This window comes from Nodosilinea nodulosa PCC 7104 (assembly GCF_000309385.1).
GTDB classification, from domain to species: domain Bacteria; phylum Cyanobacteriota; class Cyanobacteriia; order Phormidesmidales; family Phormidesmidaceae; genus Nodosilinea; species Nodosilinea nodulosa.
The window spans coordinates 5,603,563-5,616,051 of the sequence record NZ_JH976537.1; the positions used below are offsets into that span (position 1 = coordinate 5,603,563).

Consider the following 12,489-nt stretch of genomic DNA (forward strand, 5'->3'; position numbering starts at 1 on the left):
CCCGCCTGTGATGCCCTAGGGCGGGGTTCCAATTTTGTTACCGATGTTGCCCGCGCATGGGGTTTTACAAATACTCTATTTGATATCGATCCGTGCCGCGCGATGACTCTACAGTGCCGTTATGCCTTAATCAAAACATCGCTCAACAGTTTGGCCCAGAGTATTCCAGCCGAGCTGATGGCTGCCTTCGTAGATCAAAAACTGTGGCAACCCACTCAAGGGTTGGCTTATGTGCAACAAATTCAAGAACCATGGCAAAAAACTGCTGCCATTAAAGCGCTATTTCCCTATCTGTCTGCGGTACTGGTACCTAAAGCATTGGAGGTAACCCGCACCATTCAAGATGAATCTTCGCGCGCCTCTGCTCTGCGTGAACTGGCTAAACAGCTCCCCGAGCTGCTGCCCGAAGCCCTCAAGGTGACCCGCGCCATTCAAGATGAATCTTCGCGCGCCTCTGCCCTAAGCGTGAACTGGCTAAACAGCTCCCCGAGCTGCTGCCCGAAGCCCTCGAGATGACCCGAGCCATTCAAGATGAATCTTCGCGTTCCTCTGCCCTGTGTGAACTGGCTAAACAGCTTCCCCCCGAGCTGCTGCCCGAAGCCCTCGAGGTGACCCGCACCATTCAATCTGAATCTTCGCGCGCCTATGCCCTGCGTGAACTGGCTGAACAGCTCCCCGAGAGTTGGCTAGACCAAGTACTAGAAATAATTTATGAGATTAAAAGCGATTACTTTCGCACCAGCGCCCTTGAGGGAATCTTACCTAGGCTAAATTTAGCAAACGTTGATTTTCAATTTTGGCAGAAGACGCTACAAACGTTTTCCTCTCAGGTACGCAGCAAGTTTTTAAGCGGCCATCTACCCAAGCTTTCCTCTATGATCCTTCAACTTGGGGGAGAAGATGCTCTCAGAGGCACTGTTGAAATGATGCGCGATGTCTCCCACCAATGGCCGTAGTCGCTTGCCCAAATTTTCCGAGCCAACAAGCGCAAAAGTATTGCTTTTGCGGCATCTCACGCACAACCAGAAAAGTCATCTACGGGATATTTATTACCGCTAAGTTGCCGTGCACAACAAAAGCAAGTTGTAAGACATTGACAAAGCTCGCAAAATTTATAGCCCGACAAAGCTTCTAGGTTAACATCATCGCCCCAAACGCAACCGCCAGCGAATGTACATCCGCTGGCGGTATTGCGATCAACCTAAAACTAGCGCTGAGTACCGGCATAGAACCAGGCTCACCTAGCGCTATTTCTGCGCCAAAGACTCAACATAGTTGCGCCGATCTTTGGGGGCCACGGTGCTGTATTCACCGTAGAAGTTGCTGAATTCCCAGAATTTTACCAGGGCTACCACCAGAGGGTTTTGGCGATTTTCTTTTTGGGGCTGGCGCGAAACGGACGTAGATGTTGTCATTGGTGTGGCCTCTTCTGAACTGCATACTGCCAGTCTAGGAAGGGGGCACCGAAGTTACCAAAGCCAGGGTCGATGGCATCTATGCAGGAAATTCATGGCCGTTGCTGGCCCTGATCTTAGAGAATTTTGGCGAGCCTATTGCCGGTACTACTGGGCGAAGATCACTCCACTGCTCTAACTCCCCTGGCCCTTGCGATCGGCCATAGTCCCCTAGGCCGTCCCGGTGAGGGGAAACGTCCGGCTCTGGTTGCTTTCGGCCTCGGCATTCACGGCTCGGCGGTAGGTATCGACAATGTGGTTGGGCAAAATGTCGCCCCCCTGGCTGAGAAAAGCCCACTCTTCGCCCACATGCACAAACTCGGCCCGCAGTTTGGTGGGAGGCATCATCGGAATGGTGTCGGCCAGATTGGTAATGCGAAAACTGTTGGGCAAAATCTTGGCGTAGCTGCTGGCAAAGGTGGGGTCACCCACCCGAGGGCTGGCGTACACATAGACCCGCAGCTGGGGCCGTAACTCCGGCACAGCCAGGGCAATATCTAGGGCCAGCACCGTAGCCAGGGCCGCCCCCAGGCTGTGGCCTGACACATAGCAGGGTTTGGCGGGGTCAATTTGCTTTACCGCATCCACCGCCAGGGGGTTGATAATGCTGTCGGCAATGCGGCGAAACCCGGTGTGGATATTGCCCAGGGTTTTGCCCGTAGTTGGGTCTAGATAGGGCTGCTGTACCGCATAGATATTGCCCACCCACTCGGCGGTGCGCTGGGTGCCCCGAAACACCAGAATGCTGTCTTCGTCGGACTCCAGCAAAAAGCCGTAGAACACCTCAATTTTGCGCCCCACCTTGACCGCCGCCGTCACCCCGGTGCGAATGGCGTCTTCGGTCTGGGCCAGGCTGTCTTCTAGCGCCGTCGGGTCGTCCATCAGGGTGGGGTCATCGATGACCTGCTGGGGCACCTGAAGCTCAATTTCGTCATTGACCTGGCGCTCTTTGCCCCTGAAGGTGGTGACCAGGCGATATTTATCCAGGCTGGGGTTATAGTCCAGCAGCCGTTGCAGGTTGCCGTCATAGCTGGGGTCGTTGCGCCCGGTGATGTACTGCTGGGTGGCCAGGCGGCTCAGCAAAATGAGTCGCTTCGACACCTCCCGGCTGTAGGGGGTCGGCGGCGGCGGAAACACCGCTAAGGCCTGAATGGCCTGAAATTCTTCCACCATGCGGGTATCGCCCGTTACCGCCGCCTGAATGATGTCGTCGGGATCGTAGAACTCAGCCGCGTAGGCATCGATGGCGGCCTGACGGGCTTCGGCCCGCTGGCGGCGAATGTATTCGGTGCTCAGGGTGGCGGCGGTACCGGCGGCCACTCCCCCCAGCAAAAACTGACGACGCTTAAACGTATCCACTAGTTTGGCTCCGAATCCGCTGGGAACAGGTTGGGGAAGGCGCGCTGGAGGGCGGTGGGGTCGGGGCGCTTTTGACTGGTGTAGAACTGGTTGGTGGACTGACCGGCAATCCAGGTGGCGGTGGCAAACCCCGCCGCCCTGGAAAAGGCTCCGGCGTAGGGCACCACCACCCCGATTCCGATCAGCGTGGCCCAGGCTAAGAAACCGCCGATCACAGCGGCCAGAAAGCCAAATAGGTTGCCCACAATGGCCAGAATATCCTGTCCCTGAGGCCGCCCCCAAAGGTTGCGAATATCCCAAATCATTTTGAGAATTAGCCCCAGCACGACCAGAAACTTGAGTTCCAACGTTCCGCCCCCCCGCAGGGGGATCAGGCCCACAATGGCAGACCCCAGGGCATAGTCAAAAATCAGGCGGCGCACGTCGCTCTCGCGGCCAATCAGGGTTGCCATGCCCGCCAGGGCTGAGTTGATGGCAACTGACGACAGGTTCGCCCGCAGGGGCTGTTTGGCCAAAGCCCTGGCCAGCTGCGGGGAAAGCTCAAAGGCCGATCGCAGCTGTTGCAGCAGCGCTTCTTCCTCAGGGACGATACCCTTTGAGCGCACGATTTCGTAGGCTCCCCGGTAGACCTGCTGCTGCCACTCGGGGGTTTGAATCTGGGGCAGCCACCGGTCGATGGGGGTGGGATTGGCCAGCAGGTCTTCTGGCGTTACCCCTGGCGGTAGCGGCACAAAGGCGCTGATCGCCGCCAGAAAGGCCTCAAATTCGATCGGGGTGGGATTGCCCTTGAGTCGGGCGAACCCGGCCAGGGTTTCGAGGCAGGCAACCTTTTCGCTGTCGGAGCTGGCCATGGTGGGTGGGGGTAGAGGAGAAGAATTTGGGGACTTTTATCCCTAAAATTAAAAGATTTTTTGAACGGGGCTGGTCTTCGTAGCAAAAGGTTGCGATCTGGCTCAGCCCTGGGTGGGTCATAGGGCTGCGATCGCGCCATCGCTGCGGCGATCGCAGCCGCCCCGCAGCCCCGCCGGGGTGACCTGAATGGCGTGGGCGTGGCCCATCTGATCGGCCCAGGCCGGAGCTACCGTCACCTGGTGCCCGCGGGCGGCCAGGTCTCGCTGTACCGCCTGGGGAATGCGGCTCTCCAGGGCGAGCTGGGTTGTGGCCTCGCCCCAGGTGCGGCCCCACACCCAGCGGGGCAGGTCAATGGCCATCTGCGGGTCGAAGCCAAAGTCGAGCATGCGGGTGAGCAGAGCCAGCTGGGTCTGGGGCTGCCCCTCGCCGCCCATGGTGCCCAACACCAGGTGGGGGTGGCCCTCGCCATTCAGCACCAGGCCGGGCATGAGGGTGTGAAAGGGGCGCTTGCCGGGGGCTAGGGCGTTGGGATGGCTGGCATCGAGGGAAAAGAGCGAGCCCCGGTTTTGCAGCGGAAAGCCCAGCTCGGGCGGCACCACCGCCGAGCCAAAGTCAAAATAGTTGCTCTGAATAATCGACACCGCATTTCCCTCGCGGTCAACTACGGCGGCGTAGGCGGTGTCGCCGCCCACGGTGGGGGCTGAGTAGTCCTGGGCCACCGCCATACTCAGCCGCGCCCGGCGGCGATCGCCGTAGGGTTTTGAGATCAGCTCCGCCAGGGGAATGTCGGTGAAGTCGGGGTCGCCCAGCCAGCGATCGCGATCGGCAAAGGCCAGCTTGGTGGCCTCCACCAGCAGATGGTAGTAGTCGGCGGTGCCGTGGCCCACGGCAGGCAGGTCAAACCCCTCCAGCACGTTGAGCATTTGCAGCACCGTAAAGCCCTGGGTATTGGGCGGCAGCTGGCACACCCGGTAGCCCCGGTAGGTGGTGGCAATGGGGTCTACCCAGGTGGTGCTGTGGCGGGCAAAGTCGTCCTTGCTCAGCCAGCCGCCCAGGTGGCCCAGGTAGGCCACTAGCTTAGCGGCGATCTCGCCCTGGTAAAAATCCTGGGGGCCAGCGCTGGCCAGCCGCCGCAGGGTGGCCCCCAGGGGCAGGTTGGTGACCTGGCCGCCAGCCTCGGGCACCTGGCCAGCGGGCAAAAAGGGATTGTTGCCGCCGCCGTAGGCCGCCAGATGGGACTGGTTGACCCGCGTCCAGTGGGCCTGGGAGCGCGAGAGCACATAGCCCTGCTCGGCCAGGGCGATCGCGGGCTGAAGCAGGTCGGCCCAGGGCAGGCGGCCAAAGCGCTGGTGGGCTTCGCCCCAGGCGGCAACCCCCCCCGGCACCGTGATCACCGACTGGGGACCGCGCTGGGGAATGGCATCGAGGCCCAGGCGGGCAAACAACGCCCGATCGCAGCTGGCCCCGGCCCGGCCCGACCCGTTGAGTCCGTACAACTGCCCCGACCCGGCCTGGTAGCCCAGCCAGAAGCCATCGCCCCCCAGCCCGGTCATGTGGGGATAGACCACCGCCAAGGCCGCCTGGGTGGCGATCGCCGCATCCGCCGCGCTGCCGCCCTGGCTCAGTATGTTGAGACCGGCGGTGGAAGCCAGATGGTGGGGGCTCACCACCATAGCTGTGGGGAGCTGGGCCGTAGGGGTTTGGGCTGGGGGGGGCTGGGCAGGGGAAGCGGCGAAAGACATACCTAACTCAGGAAAAATTGCAGCGATGGGCCTCAGCATTTAGGTTGGCCCAGAACCCTAGCATGCCATCAGACGTGAAGGGTAGGACCTGCCTGACCGTGGCGATCGCGCCGCCCCTGTTAAGAAATACCTCGGCTAGTGGAGAAATGTTGACAAAAGGCTTTTGCCCACAAAAATGCCGTGGCAAAATGCCCATGCCCCCTGCCGACGGTCCGCGATGGAATGCCAACGGCCAGGCAAATTCCAGGAAGCTTTAGGGAGACTCAATAACTATGCTGCTTTACTTGCTGAGTATTCTAGCGACGGCGCTATCGCTGCTTTTAATCGACGCCATTTTTCCTGGCGTGGTGCTGGCCAGCTTCCCGGCGGCCATGGTGGCGGCCTTTGTGATCGGCATCGTCAACAGCATCATTAAACCGGTGCTGTTTATCCTGTCCCTGCCGATCACGATCCTCACCCTGGGACTGTTCGCGCTGGTGGTTAACGGCATCTGCTTCTGGCTGGCATCGCTGGTTACACCAGGCTTTTCGGTGCACGGCTTTTGGGCGTTTATCGTGGGTCCAATTGTGCTGTCGGTGGTCTCTACGGCGTTGAACAACATCTTTGTCAACCAGGCCATTAAACCCAAACCCGGCGACATTGAAGGTCAAAGCTAGGGGTTCTTCAGGTTTGATTTTGTGTGTAGACGACTTTTGAAAGCCTTGCTGGTAGTCGGACGCAAAATCTATTCACTCACAATTTTAAGCTTGACACGCCCTAGATACTGTGTCGGTTTTGGGCTGTCAAGCGATTGCTGCCGCCGACTCAGGCGGTAAGAGTTTGGTTGGGTCATACGTTTGGCCCGAGACCAGTATGCCGTAGACAATGCGAATGAGCTTGTGCATGGTGGCACCGACAATGGCCATTTTGGTCTTGCCCGCCGTGGCTAGCCGTTGGTGCCAAGGCCGAAGTTCTGGTGCCCGGCGCAGGATGGTGAGAGCCGGGAAGTATAGGGCTTTGCGGATCCGGGCGTTGCCAATTTTGCAGAGTCGAGTCTTGCCGGTCACCGAGGTGCCCGAGGTGTGCTCCTGTGGGGTGAGACCCGCATAGGCAGCGAGCTGCCAGGCAGAGCCAAAGGCCTTGATGTCACCAATTTCTGCGAGCAGCCAAGCGGCGGTGTCAGGGCCAATCCCGACGATGGAGACCAGCAAATCCGCCTGGCCCTGTAAGTGCTCATGGCTCTTGATATGAGCGTGCAACTGCTTTTTTAGCGCTTTCACCTGGTTGGTCAAGAACGTGATGTGGACCTCAATATCGGGCTTGAGTGCCTCAGGACTGATGCTCAAGCGGTTCTTCTCCTGAGTCAGCATCCCCGTCAGGGCATCCAGACGGCGGGTGTAGGCTTGTAGCGTCTCGATATCCGCTGCTGACGGTGGCCAGGCACCGGGCTTGAGGTCACGGCAGACCTGGGCAATCAAGGTCGCATCAGGACGGTCAGCTTTGGTGCGCTTGAGTTAGCTTTTGGCGTAACCGTGACTCCGCACTGGGTTGATGCTGCTGACTCGGTGGCCCTGCTGGTGCAGCGCCGTGGCCACCCCGTGACCATAGATACTGGTCGCTTCCAAGCAGGCATGGGCACGGCTCACACCCCGCTCCACAAGCCACGCCTGCAACGCCGCATACCCCGCTTCATGGTTATCAAAGCTCTGATACAGCGGCTTAGTCCGATCGGGACACAGAATTGCCACATGCAAGGTGGCTTTGCTGACATCAAGGCCAACTGGAACCCATGGTTCAGCCATGGTACACACCTCCTGATAGTCAAGGTAAAGGAGATCGATGACGCTCAACGCTATCCTTGTTATCCAGTTGGGGTGGTCTATAAGACGCCCGAGTATACTGTCCAGTCTGTTGGTCGCCATCGCAAGGCTAGGGAATAGGAGGCTCTTGTTCTAGCGCGCAAGCTCTAGAGGGCTTTAGGGCGTGTCCAGAGTCACTCCTACATCCCATTTTGGGCCATGCCTTACATACAAGGGCGTGCTTTAAAACTTGGTCAAAGCTTGATTCTCTCGTACAGGGGATCAAGGTTTTCAGAAGGTTTTAAAACAGAGCCTAGCGCTCGATGGTGAAGCCATCAAAGCGATCGGCTCCGGTGTAGGGTTCTGTTTCCACCTGGGTAACGCGGGCACCCGCCGGTCCCTGGTGCGCCCAGTGCAGCAGGGACTTGAGCTGGTCGCTGCTGCACTGGGCAACAATTTCAACGGTGCCGTCGGGCCGGTTGCGCACAAACCCCTCAACCCCCAGCTGTTGAGCTACCTGGCGGGTGTGATAGCGAAAACCAACCCCCTGCACAACCCCGTGAACCACCGCTCGAATTTGTTCCATTGGCCTTTGGTGTGTAGGTTTATCTACTATTCAATCGCACTGAGGCCTGCGGCGATCGCCCCTGCCTCTGCCGCCATCGCCCCAAAGCTCCTTACATTTTCAAGCGCAGCAGAACCAGCTGGGTGGCGCGATCGCCTTCAAAGTTGTTGTCGCTGACCAGCAGCAGGCTCTGGCTGCCGTCGGGCAGGCGTGGCCCCAGGGTCATGCCCTCCAGGTTATCCACCGCCAGGGGGGTGTCGGTGAAGTCGAGCACCAGCTGCTTGCGAATCGGTGCAATGCCCGACACATCCCCTGCCAGGCTGGGAATCGATGAGGTATCGGTGGCGCCGCCGGTCGCCAGCTGGTAGAGCTTCACCTGCAAGCCGCGCAGGCCAAAGGCGCGCTCCAGGGCGAGAAAATGCCCCCCTGGGTCAATCACCAGCAGATCGGTCAGGCCGTTGACCACCGCCCCGGAGGGTTCTAGATCGAGCGGGTAGCGGTGCTCGGCAATCAGCGTGGTTTGGTCGTCGCCTACTAAGTAGTGCAAAAAGCGGCTGTTGAGGGGCTGACTGGGGTCGTCGTTGTAGTCCTGCACCAGGGCCGACTCGGTGGCGGCAAAGAGCCGAAAGGGTTCGGTCATACCCGCGCCGCCGGACGACCCGGTGACCGTCAGGGCCTCAAAGCTGAGGTTATTTTGCACGCCCCGCGTGGGGTGGCTGGGGGCATCGGGCAAATAGCGCTCGGGCAGGGGCAGGGTGGTGAGAATCTGCCCCGTCTGCCGCTCAAACTCGCCGATGAAGGGGGGCGCATTCTGCCCCACATCGCCTTCGCTGCTGATAAGCAGGGTGTCGCGGGGCGACAGGGCCAGGCCCTCGGGGTCAACGCTGCCGCTGGGGTAGGGGTTGCCCTCGGCATCCAGCAGCGGCGTGAAAGACTCGATAGTGACTGTGTCAAATCGGGGCTGGCCGGTGTCGCTGTCCGCCAGAGATATCGCCAGGGTATAGAATCGGGCGGGGCCAAACCGACCGCGATCGTCGGAGAGGGCGTAGAGCCGGTCGCGGGGGCGATCGTAGGCCAGAGCCGACAGCCCTCCTATGGTGGTGCCCTCAAAGGTCTGGGGCGGCAGGTTGTAGACATCCAGCAGCTCGGCAGTGATGGGTAAAAACAGCCGCTCTTCCGCCTTAATCTGCGGGATGGCGCAGCTGGTTAGAGCCAGCAGTAAAGCCAGCACCAACCCCATCCGCCAACGCCTGCGCTGTCTCCACTCTGCCATCGATTACACCTGCGTAGTTCTGGGTCAGCACCCTCTAGGATAGGCCAAGGTTGTGTTCGCTAAACTACCGTTCGACCTACCCCAGAACAGTAAATTTAATGGCAGTCAATGCTGTATTTAGGTCATCGCCGCAATGCCGCTCCGCCTCCAGCAGGATGAATTGGTCAAGTCGCCGCTGTTTTTGCTGGCCCCCTTCTTCTTTTTAGGCACCGCGATGGTGGTGATGAAGCTGATCATCCCCCACACCACGCCCCTGTTTTTGGCGGCCTTTCGGCTGCTGCCCGCCGGAGCGATCGTGCTGCTGCTGGCGGCGGTGCTGAAGCTGCCCCAGCCCAAGACCGCGCAGGCGTGGCTGTGGATTGCGCTCTTTGCCCTCATCGATGGCGCCCTTTTTCAAGGGTTTTTAACCACGGGCCTGGTCAACACTGGGGCCGGGTTGGGGGCGGTGCTAATCGATGCCCAGCCGCTGGTGGTGGCTCTGCTGTCGCGGCTGTTGTTCAGCGAGTTTATTGGTCTCTGGGGCTGGCTGGGTCTGCTGGTGGGCATTGTGGGCATTTGTCTCTGCGGGCTGCCCAGCGAGTGGCTGGGGGGAATGGTGAATTCGCCGATGGCCATCTTTGCCGAGGGCACTGGCGATCCCCTCAGCATCACCAACATGCTGGGCAGCGGCGAGTTTTTGATGCTGATGGCGGCCCTGTCGATGTCCTTTGGCACCATTATTGTGCGCTACGTCAAGCAGCACGCCGACCCCATTGTTGCCACCGGCTGGCACATGCTGCTGGGCGGCCTGCCGCTTATCGCGCTGTCGGCCTGGGGGGAAACCGACCAGATTTCGGCCCTCCAGGGTCTGGACTGGCTGGGACTGGCCTATGCCACCCTGTTTGGCACGGCGGTTACCTACGGCATTTTCTTTTTCTTGGCGGCGGTGGGCAACATGACCAGCGTCAGCGCGCTGATCTTTCTCACCCCGGTGTTTGCCCTGCTGTTTAGCAGCCTGTTTTTGGCTGAGCGGCTGACGCAGTTTCAGTGGCTAGGCGTTGTTTTTACGCTGATTAGCGTTTACCTGGTCAACCAGCGGGAGCAGATCGCCGCCTGGACGGCCGGGTTTGGTTCGGCGGCCGAGGCGGTAGAGGATGCCCTTGAGGCTGCGGTAGAAGATGCGATCGCCCCTACCATAGCTTCCCCGGCCATCACCGCTCCCGCCGTGGCCGAGCAGGCTGCCCACCCGCCCACGGCGATTGACTAAACCCCCTCTTCCAGTTTCCTGGCGCTTCAAACCCTTGCCCTGGGCGATAGGTGCTGACTCTACGCTGCGGTTTGCCTGGCGATCGCTACCAGGTAAACCGCAGCCCCTGGTCGATCAAAAACGCCTGGAGAGCGGGCATTTGCCCAGTTACCACAATCTGGGCCGGGGTCAGGTCGGAGGGCTTGCCGTAGCGCAGCAGCCAGCCCGCCGTCGCCCCCGCCGCACCGCCAATGCTCCACTCGCTGTAGTGCACCCGAGTCACCCCGTTGACAATGTGGCTCACGGCCACGCTTTTGCCGCCAATCAGCACATTGTCAACTCCCTGGGGCACCAGCGCCTCCAGGGGAATTTGCAGGGGCCGCACCACAAATTCTTTGATGCTGGCCCCCGCCGCCTCGTAGGAGGGCCGCCAGGAACGGTAGCGGCAGCCGTGGATATCGATGTCGTAGTGGGCCAGGGCCACGGCGGTATTTCTAAAATCGCGCCCGCCGGTCATGTCCTCGCGCAGGTCGGCTTCGACCGCCATAAAGCTGTCCTGACCGTAGGCAGGGCGGCCCAAAATCCGCCGTCCTTCGCGAATGTAGGGCACAATGCTGAGACCCGACTGGGTGCCCAGGGGAGATCCTTCCCCGGTTAAAAAGGTCAGGGGGAATTTTTTGGTGGCTTCGTTTTCGATTAGCCACTCGGCAAACTGTAGCGCATGAACTTCGCCGTAGTTGAGCGATTCCGTCGATAGCCCCCCCAGCCAGTCCTGGCGCTGTCCCGAGAGGCGAATGTCCTCTTCGTTAAACACCAGGGGCGGATCCATAAAGTGCCAGTCGTTGCCCCTGTTCCAGTTGATGAGCGTGATTTCACCGGGGTGGGTGATGTTGACGTTGCTGCTGCCCGGCACCTGGCTGACAATGCGGCGGTAGTTAAACACGCTGCCAAAGTTAAAAAACGGAAACCCTTGTAGATCAAATTCCTTGCGGTGCTCGGCCTTGCTCAAAATCGGATCTATTTTTTGGAGCGCTTTTAGGCTCTCGTTTTTGTCGTCGAGGGTGGCCAGCACAAAGGGATAGGTGTAGGCCTGGGTGCAGTCGGGGTTATCCTGGGCCGGGGCATTGACTTCCCCAGTAAACCCCTGCCCGTCGGACCCGATGCGGTAGGGCAGGTTGGCCCAGCCCACCAGTTCTCCGGTATCGGTGGCGTCAATCACGATCATGGGCCGATTGGGCGGTGGCTGTAGCCGAATCGGAACCTTGTTGTAGTCTTCGTCATCCGACCAGGAGTACCACTGCTCTAGCTCCTGTGAGAGTCGCCCAGTGGGCACGTAGCCCGGGTCGAGGGGCACGCGGCGCACCCCGTACACCGCCGTCACATAGCGACCGGAAGGATCAAAGGCGGCCCCTTTAAACGCCGTGGAGGTGGCCCAGCGGCTTTCAGGGGCATTCTGGGCCGATTCCCGCAGCAGCATTTCGGCGGCGGTGGCTCCGGCCCTTGGGGTAAAGCAGAGTTCCCCCACCCAGCAGCTGTTAATTTTATCCACCGGCAGCTGGGCGGGCAGTCCGGTCCAGGGCGGTAGGGTGACAGGCTGACGCCTGATTAAGGCCTTAAAGGCCTCCCAGCTGGGGGACAAATTGCGCCGCCAGCGCATCGCCCGCGACTCGTCTATGGCCGATACCCCCTGGGAGCTAATCTGCCCGCCTATCCAGGGCGTCAGCTCGATTAAGCAGGTGGTTGCGCCCGCTTTCATGGCGTGGGAGGCCGCCGCGACCCCCCCTAAGGTGCCGCCAATTACCACCACCTCACAGCTCCACACCTCCTCGGCCAGGGGTAGAGGCGTCAGGATGGGGCGCCCGTTGGCGGTTTGAATCTGGCGAATGCCGGTGGCAACCTCAGCCCGATTGACAATTTGCCCCACCGGACGCTGAGTAAACTCCAGGGGCTGCCGCCAGTACTCGCTGGCTCCGCGAAAGGCTACCAGCAAAAGGGTGCTGCTGATCAGCGCCATCGTCATCAATGCCCGCCTGCGACGCCGGGCTTGCTGCCGCTTGCGCCTGGCCCTAGGCGTTGACGGCAGTGAACGATGGCGGCGGCGCTCCAGCATAGACAAAGATCGGCATACCTGCGACGTTGGTCGTCTGTGAGTGTAGCAACGATACTGCGAAACGACGCAACCAAAACCTCAGCTTGTAGCGCTTTAAGCCGATTTTGCTGGGTATGTGTAGACATTTTTAG

Annotated in this window: 10 protein-coding genes and 2 pseudogenes; 4 read left to right on the forward strand and 8 right to left on the reverse strand. The window is 60.1% G+C overall.

Annotated features, from left to right (window positions below; all coding sequences use genetic code 11):
• Positions 1-516, forward strand: a pseudogene (locus LEPTO7104_RS0125925) (hypothetical protein); the annotation flags it as partial.
• Positions 513-956 (forward strand): hypothetical protein, encoded by a 444-nt coding sequence (locus LEPTO7104_RS35370; RefSeq protein WP_040695658.1) that lies wholly within the window; start codon positions 513-515, stop codon positions 954-956. The pseudogene LEPTO7104_RS0125925 and the gene LEPTO7104_RS35370, both read left to right, overlap by 4 nt.
• Before the next feature lie 291 nt (positions 957-1,247).
• On the opposite strand, the gene LEPTO7104_RS40425 is transcribed toward LEPTO7104_RS35370, so the two are convergent.
• The 4 genes from LEPTO7104_RS40425 to ggt form a co-directional block, all read right to left on the reverse strand.
• The gene (locus tag LEPTO7104_RS40425) at positions 1,248-1,415 is read right to left on the reverse strand and encodes a hypothetical protein (protein ID WP_017301506.1); all 168 of its coding nucleotides are present in this window, start codon (positions 1,413-1,415) and stop codon (positions 1,248-1,250) included.
• 210 nt (positions 1,416-1,625) lie between these two features.
• On the reverse strand, positions 1,626-2,813 hold the full coding sequence (locus LEPTO7104_RS35375; protein ID WP_017301507.1) for a lipase family protein: 1,188 nt from the start codon (positions 2,811-2,813) through the stop codon (positions 1,626-1,628).
• Positions 2,813-3,664, reverse strand: a complete 852-nt coding sequence (locus LEPTO7104_RS41300) for a hypothetical protein (RefSeq protein WP_017301508.1) — start codon at positions 3,662-3,664, stop codon at positions 2,813-2,815. Before LEPTO7104_RS41300 ends, LEPTO7104_RS35375 begins: the two co-directional genes overlap by 1 nt.
• A 117-nt stretch (positions 3,665-3,781) precedes the next feature.
• A complete protein-coding gene (gene ggt, locus LEPTO7104_RS0125950; protein WP_155523788.1) occupies positions 3,782-5,407 on the reverse strand; it encodes a gamma-glutamyltransferase in 1,626 nt (541 codons plus the stop codon).
• A 272-nt stretch (positions 5,408-5,679) separates the two neighbouring features.
• On the opposite strand from ggt, the gene LEPTO7104_RS35385 reads away from it, so the two are divergent.
• Positions 5,680-6,063 (forward strand): phage holin family protein, encoded by a 384-nt coding sequence (locus tag LEPTO7104_RS35385; RefSeq protein WP_017301510.1) that lies wholly within the window; start codon positions 5,680-5,682, stop codon positions 6,061-6,063.
• Between the two features lie 126 nt (positions 6,064-6,189).
• Here LEPTO7104_RS35385 and LEPTO7104_RS35390 read toward each other — a convergent pair.
• From LEPTO7104_RS35390 to LEPTO7104_RS0125970, 3 genes and pseudogenes are all read right to left on the reverse strand, one after another.
• Positions 6,190-7,188: pseudogene (locus tag LEPTO7104_RS35390) on the reverse strand (IS110 family transposase).
• A 310-nt stretch (positions 7,189-7,498) separates the two neighbouring features.
• On the reverse strand, positions 7,499-7,771 hold the full coding sequence (locus LEPTO7104_RS0125965; protein WP_017301513.1) for an acylphosphatase: 273 nt from the start codon (positions 7,769-7,771) through the stop codon (positions 7,499-7,501).
• 91 nt (positions 7,772-7,862) lie between these two features.
• A complete protein-coding gene (locus LEPTO7104_RS0125970; protein ID WP_155523789.1) occupies positions 7,863-9,023 on the reverse strand; it encodes an esterase-like activity of phytase family protein in 1,161 nt (386 codons plus the stop codon).
• 133 nt (positions 9,024-9,156) lie between these two features.
• Between LEPTO7104_RS0125970 and LEPTO7104_RS0125975 the strand changes: the two genes are divergently transcribed.
• Complete coding sequence (locus tag LEPTO7104_RS0125975) at positions 9,157-10,269, forward strand: DMT family transporter (protein WP_017301515.1); 1,113 nt, start codon at positions 9,157-9,159, stop codon at positions 10,267-10,269.
• Positions 10,270-10,354: 85 nt separating this feature from the next.
• Here the strand turns inward: LEPTO7104_RS0125975 and LEPTO7104_RS0125980 are convergent, their stop codons facing one another.
• A complete protein-coding gene (locus tag LEPTO7104_RS0125980) occupies positions 10,355-12,268 on the reverse strand; it encodes an FAD-dependent oxidoreductase (protein ID WP_017301516.1) in 1,914 nt (637 codons plus the stop codon).
• Positions 12,269-12,489 lie beyond the last annotated feature (221 nt).

Bases quoted from the DNA above. Each gene is read 5' to 3' on its own strand.
- LEPTO7104_RS35370 (WP_040695658.1), top strand. From the start codon at position 513: ATGACCCGAGCCATTCAAGATGAATCTTCGCGTTCCTCTGCCCTGTGT.
- LEPTO7104_RS0125965 (WP_017301513.1), bottom strand. From the start codon at position 7,771: ATGGAACAAATTCGAGCGGTGGTTCACGGGGTTGTGCAGGGGGTTGGT.
- LEPTO7104_RS35385 (WP_017301510.1), top strand. From the start codon at position 5,680: ATGCTGCTTTACTTGCTGAGTATTCTAGCGACGGCGCTATCGCTGCTT.
- LEPTO7104_RS0125970 (WP_155523789.1), bottom strand. From the start codon at position 9,023: ATGGCAGAGTGGAGACAGCGCAGGCGTTGGCGGATGGGGTTGGTGCTG.
- LEPTO7104_RS0125975 (WP_017301515.1), top strand. From the start codon at position 9,157: ATGCCGCTCCGCCTCCAGCAGGATGAATTGGTCAAGTCGCCGCTGTTT.
- ggt (WP_155523788.1), bottom strand. From the start codon at position 5,407: ATGTCTTTCGCCGCTTCCCCTGCCCAGCCCCCCCCAGCCCAAACCCCT.
- LEPTO7104_RS41300 (WP_017301508.1), bottom strand. From the start codon at position 3,664: ATGGCCAGCTCCGACAGCGAAAAGGTTGCCTGCCTCGAAACCCTGGCC.
- LEPTO7104_RS0125980 (WP_017301516.1), bottom strand. From the start codon at position 12,268: ATGACGATGGCGCTGATCAGCAGCACCCTTTTGCTGGTAGCCTTTCGC.
- LEPTO7104_RS40425 (WP_017301506.1), bottom strand. From the start codon at position 1,415: ATGACAACATCTACGTCCGTTTCGCGCCAGCCCCAAAAAGAAAATCGC.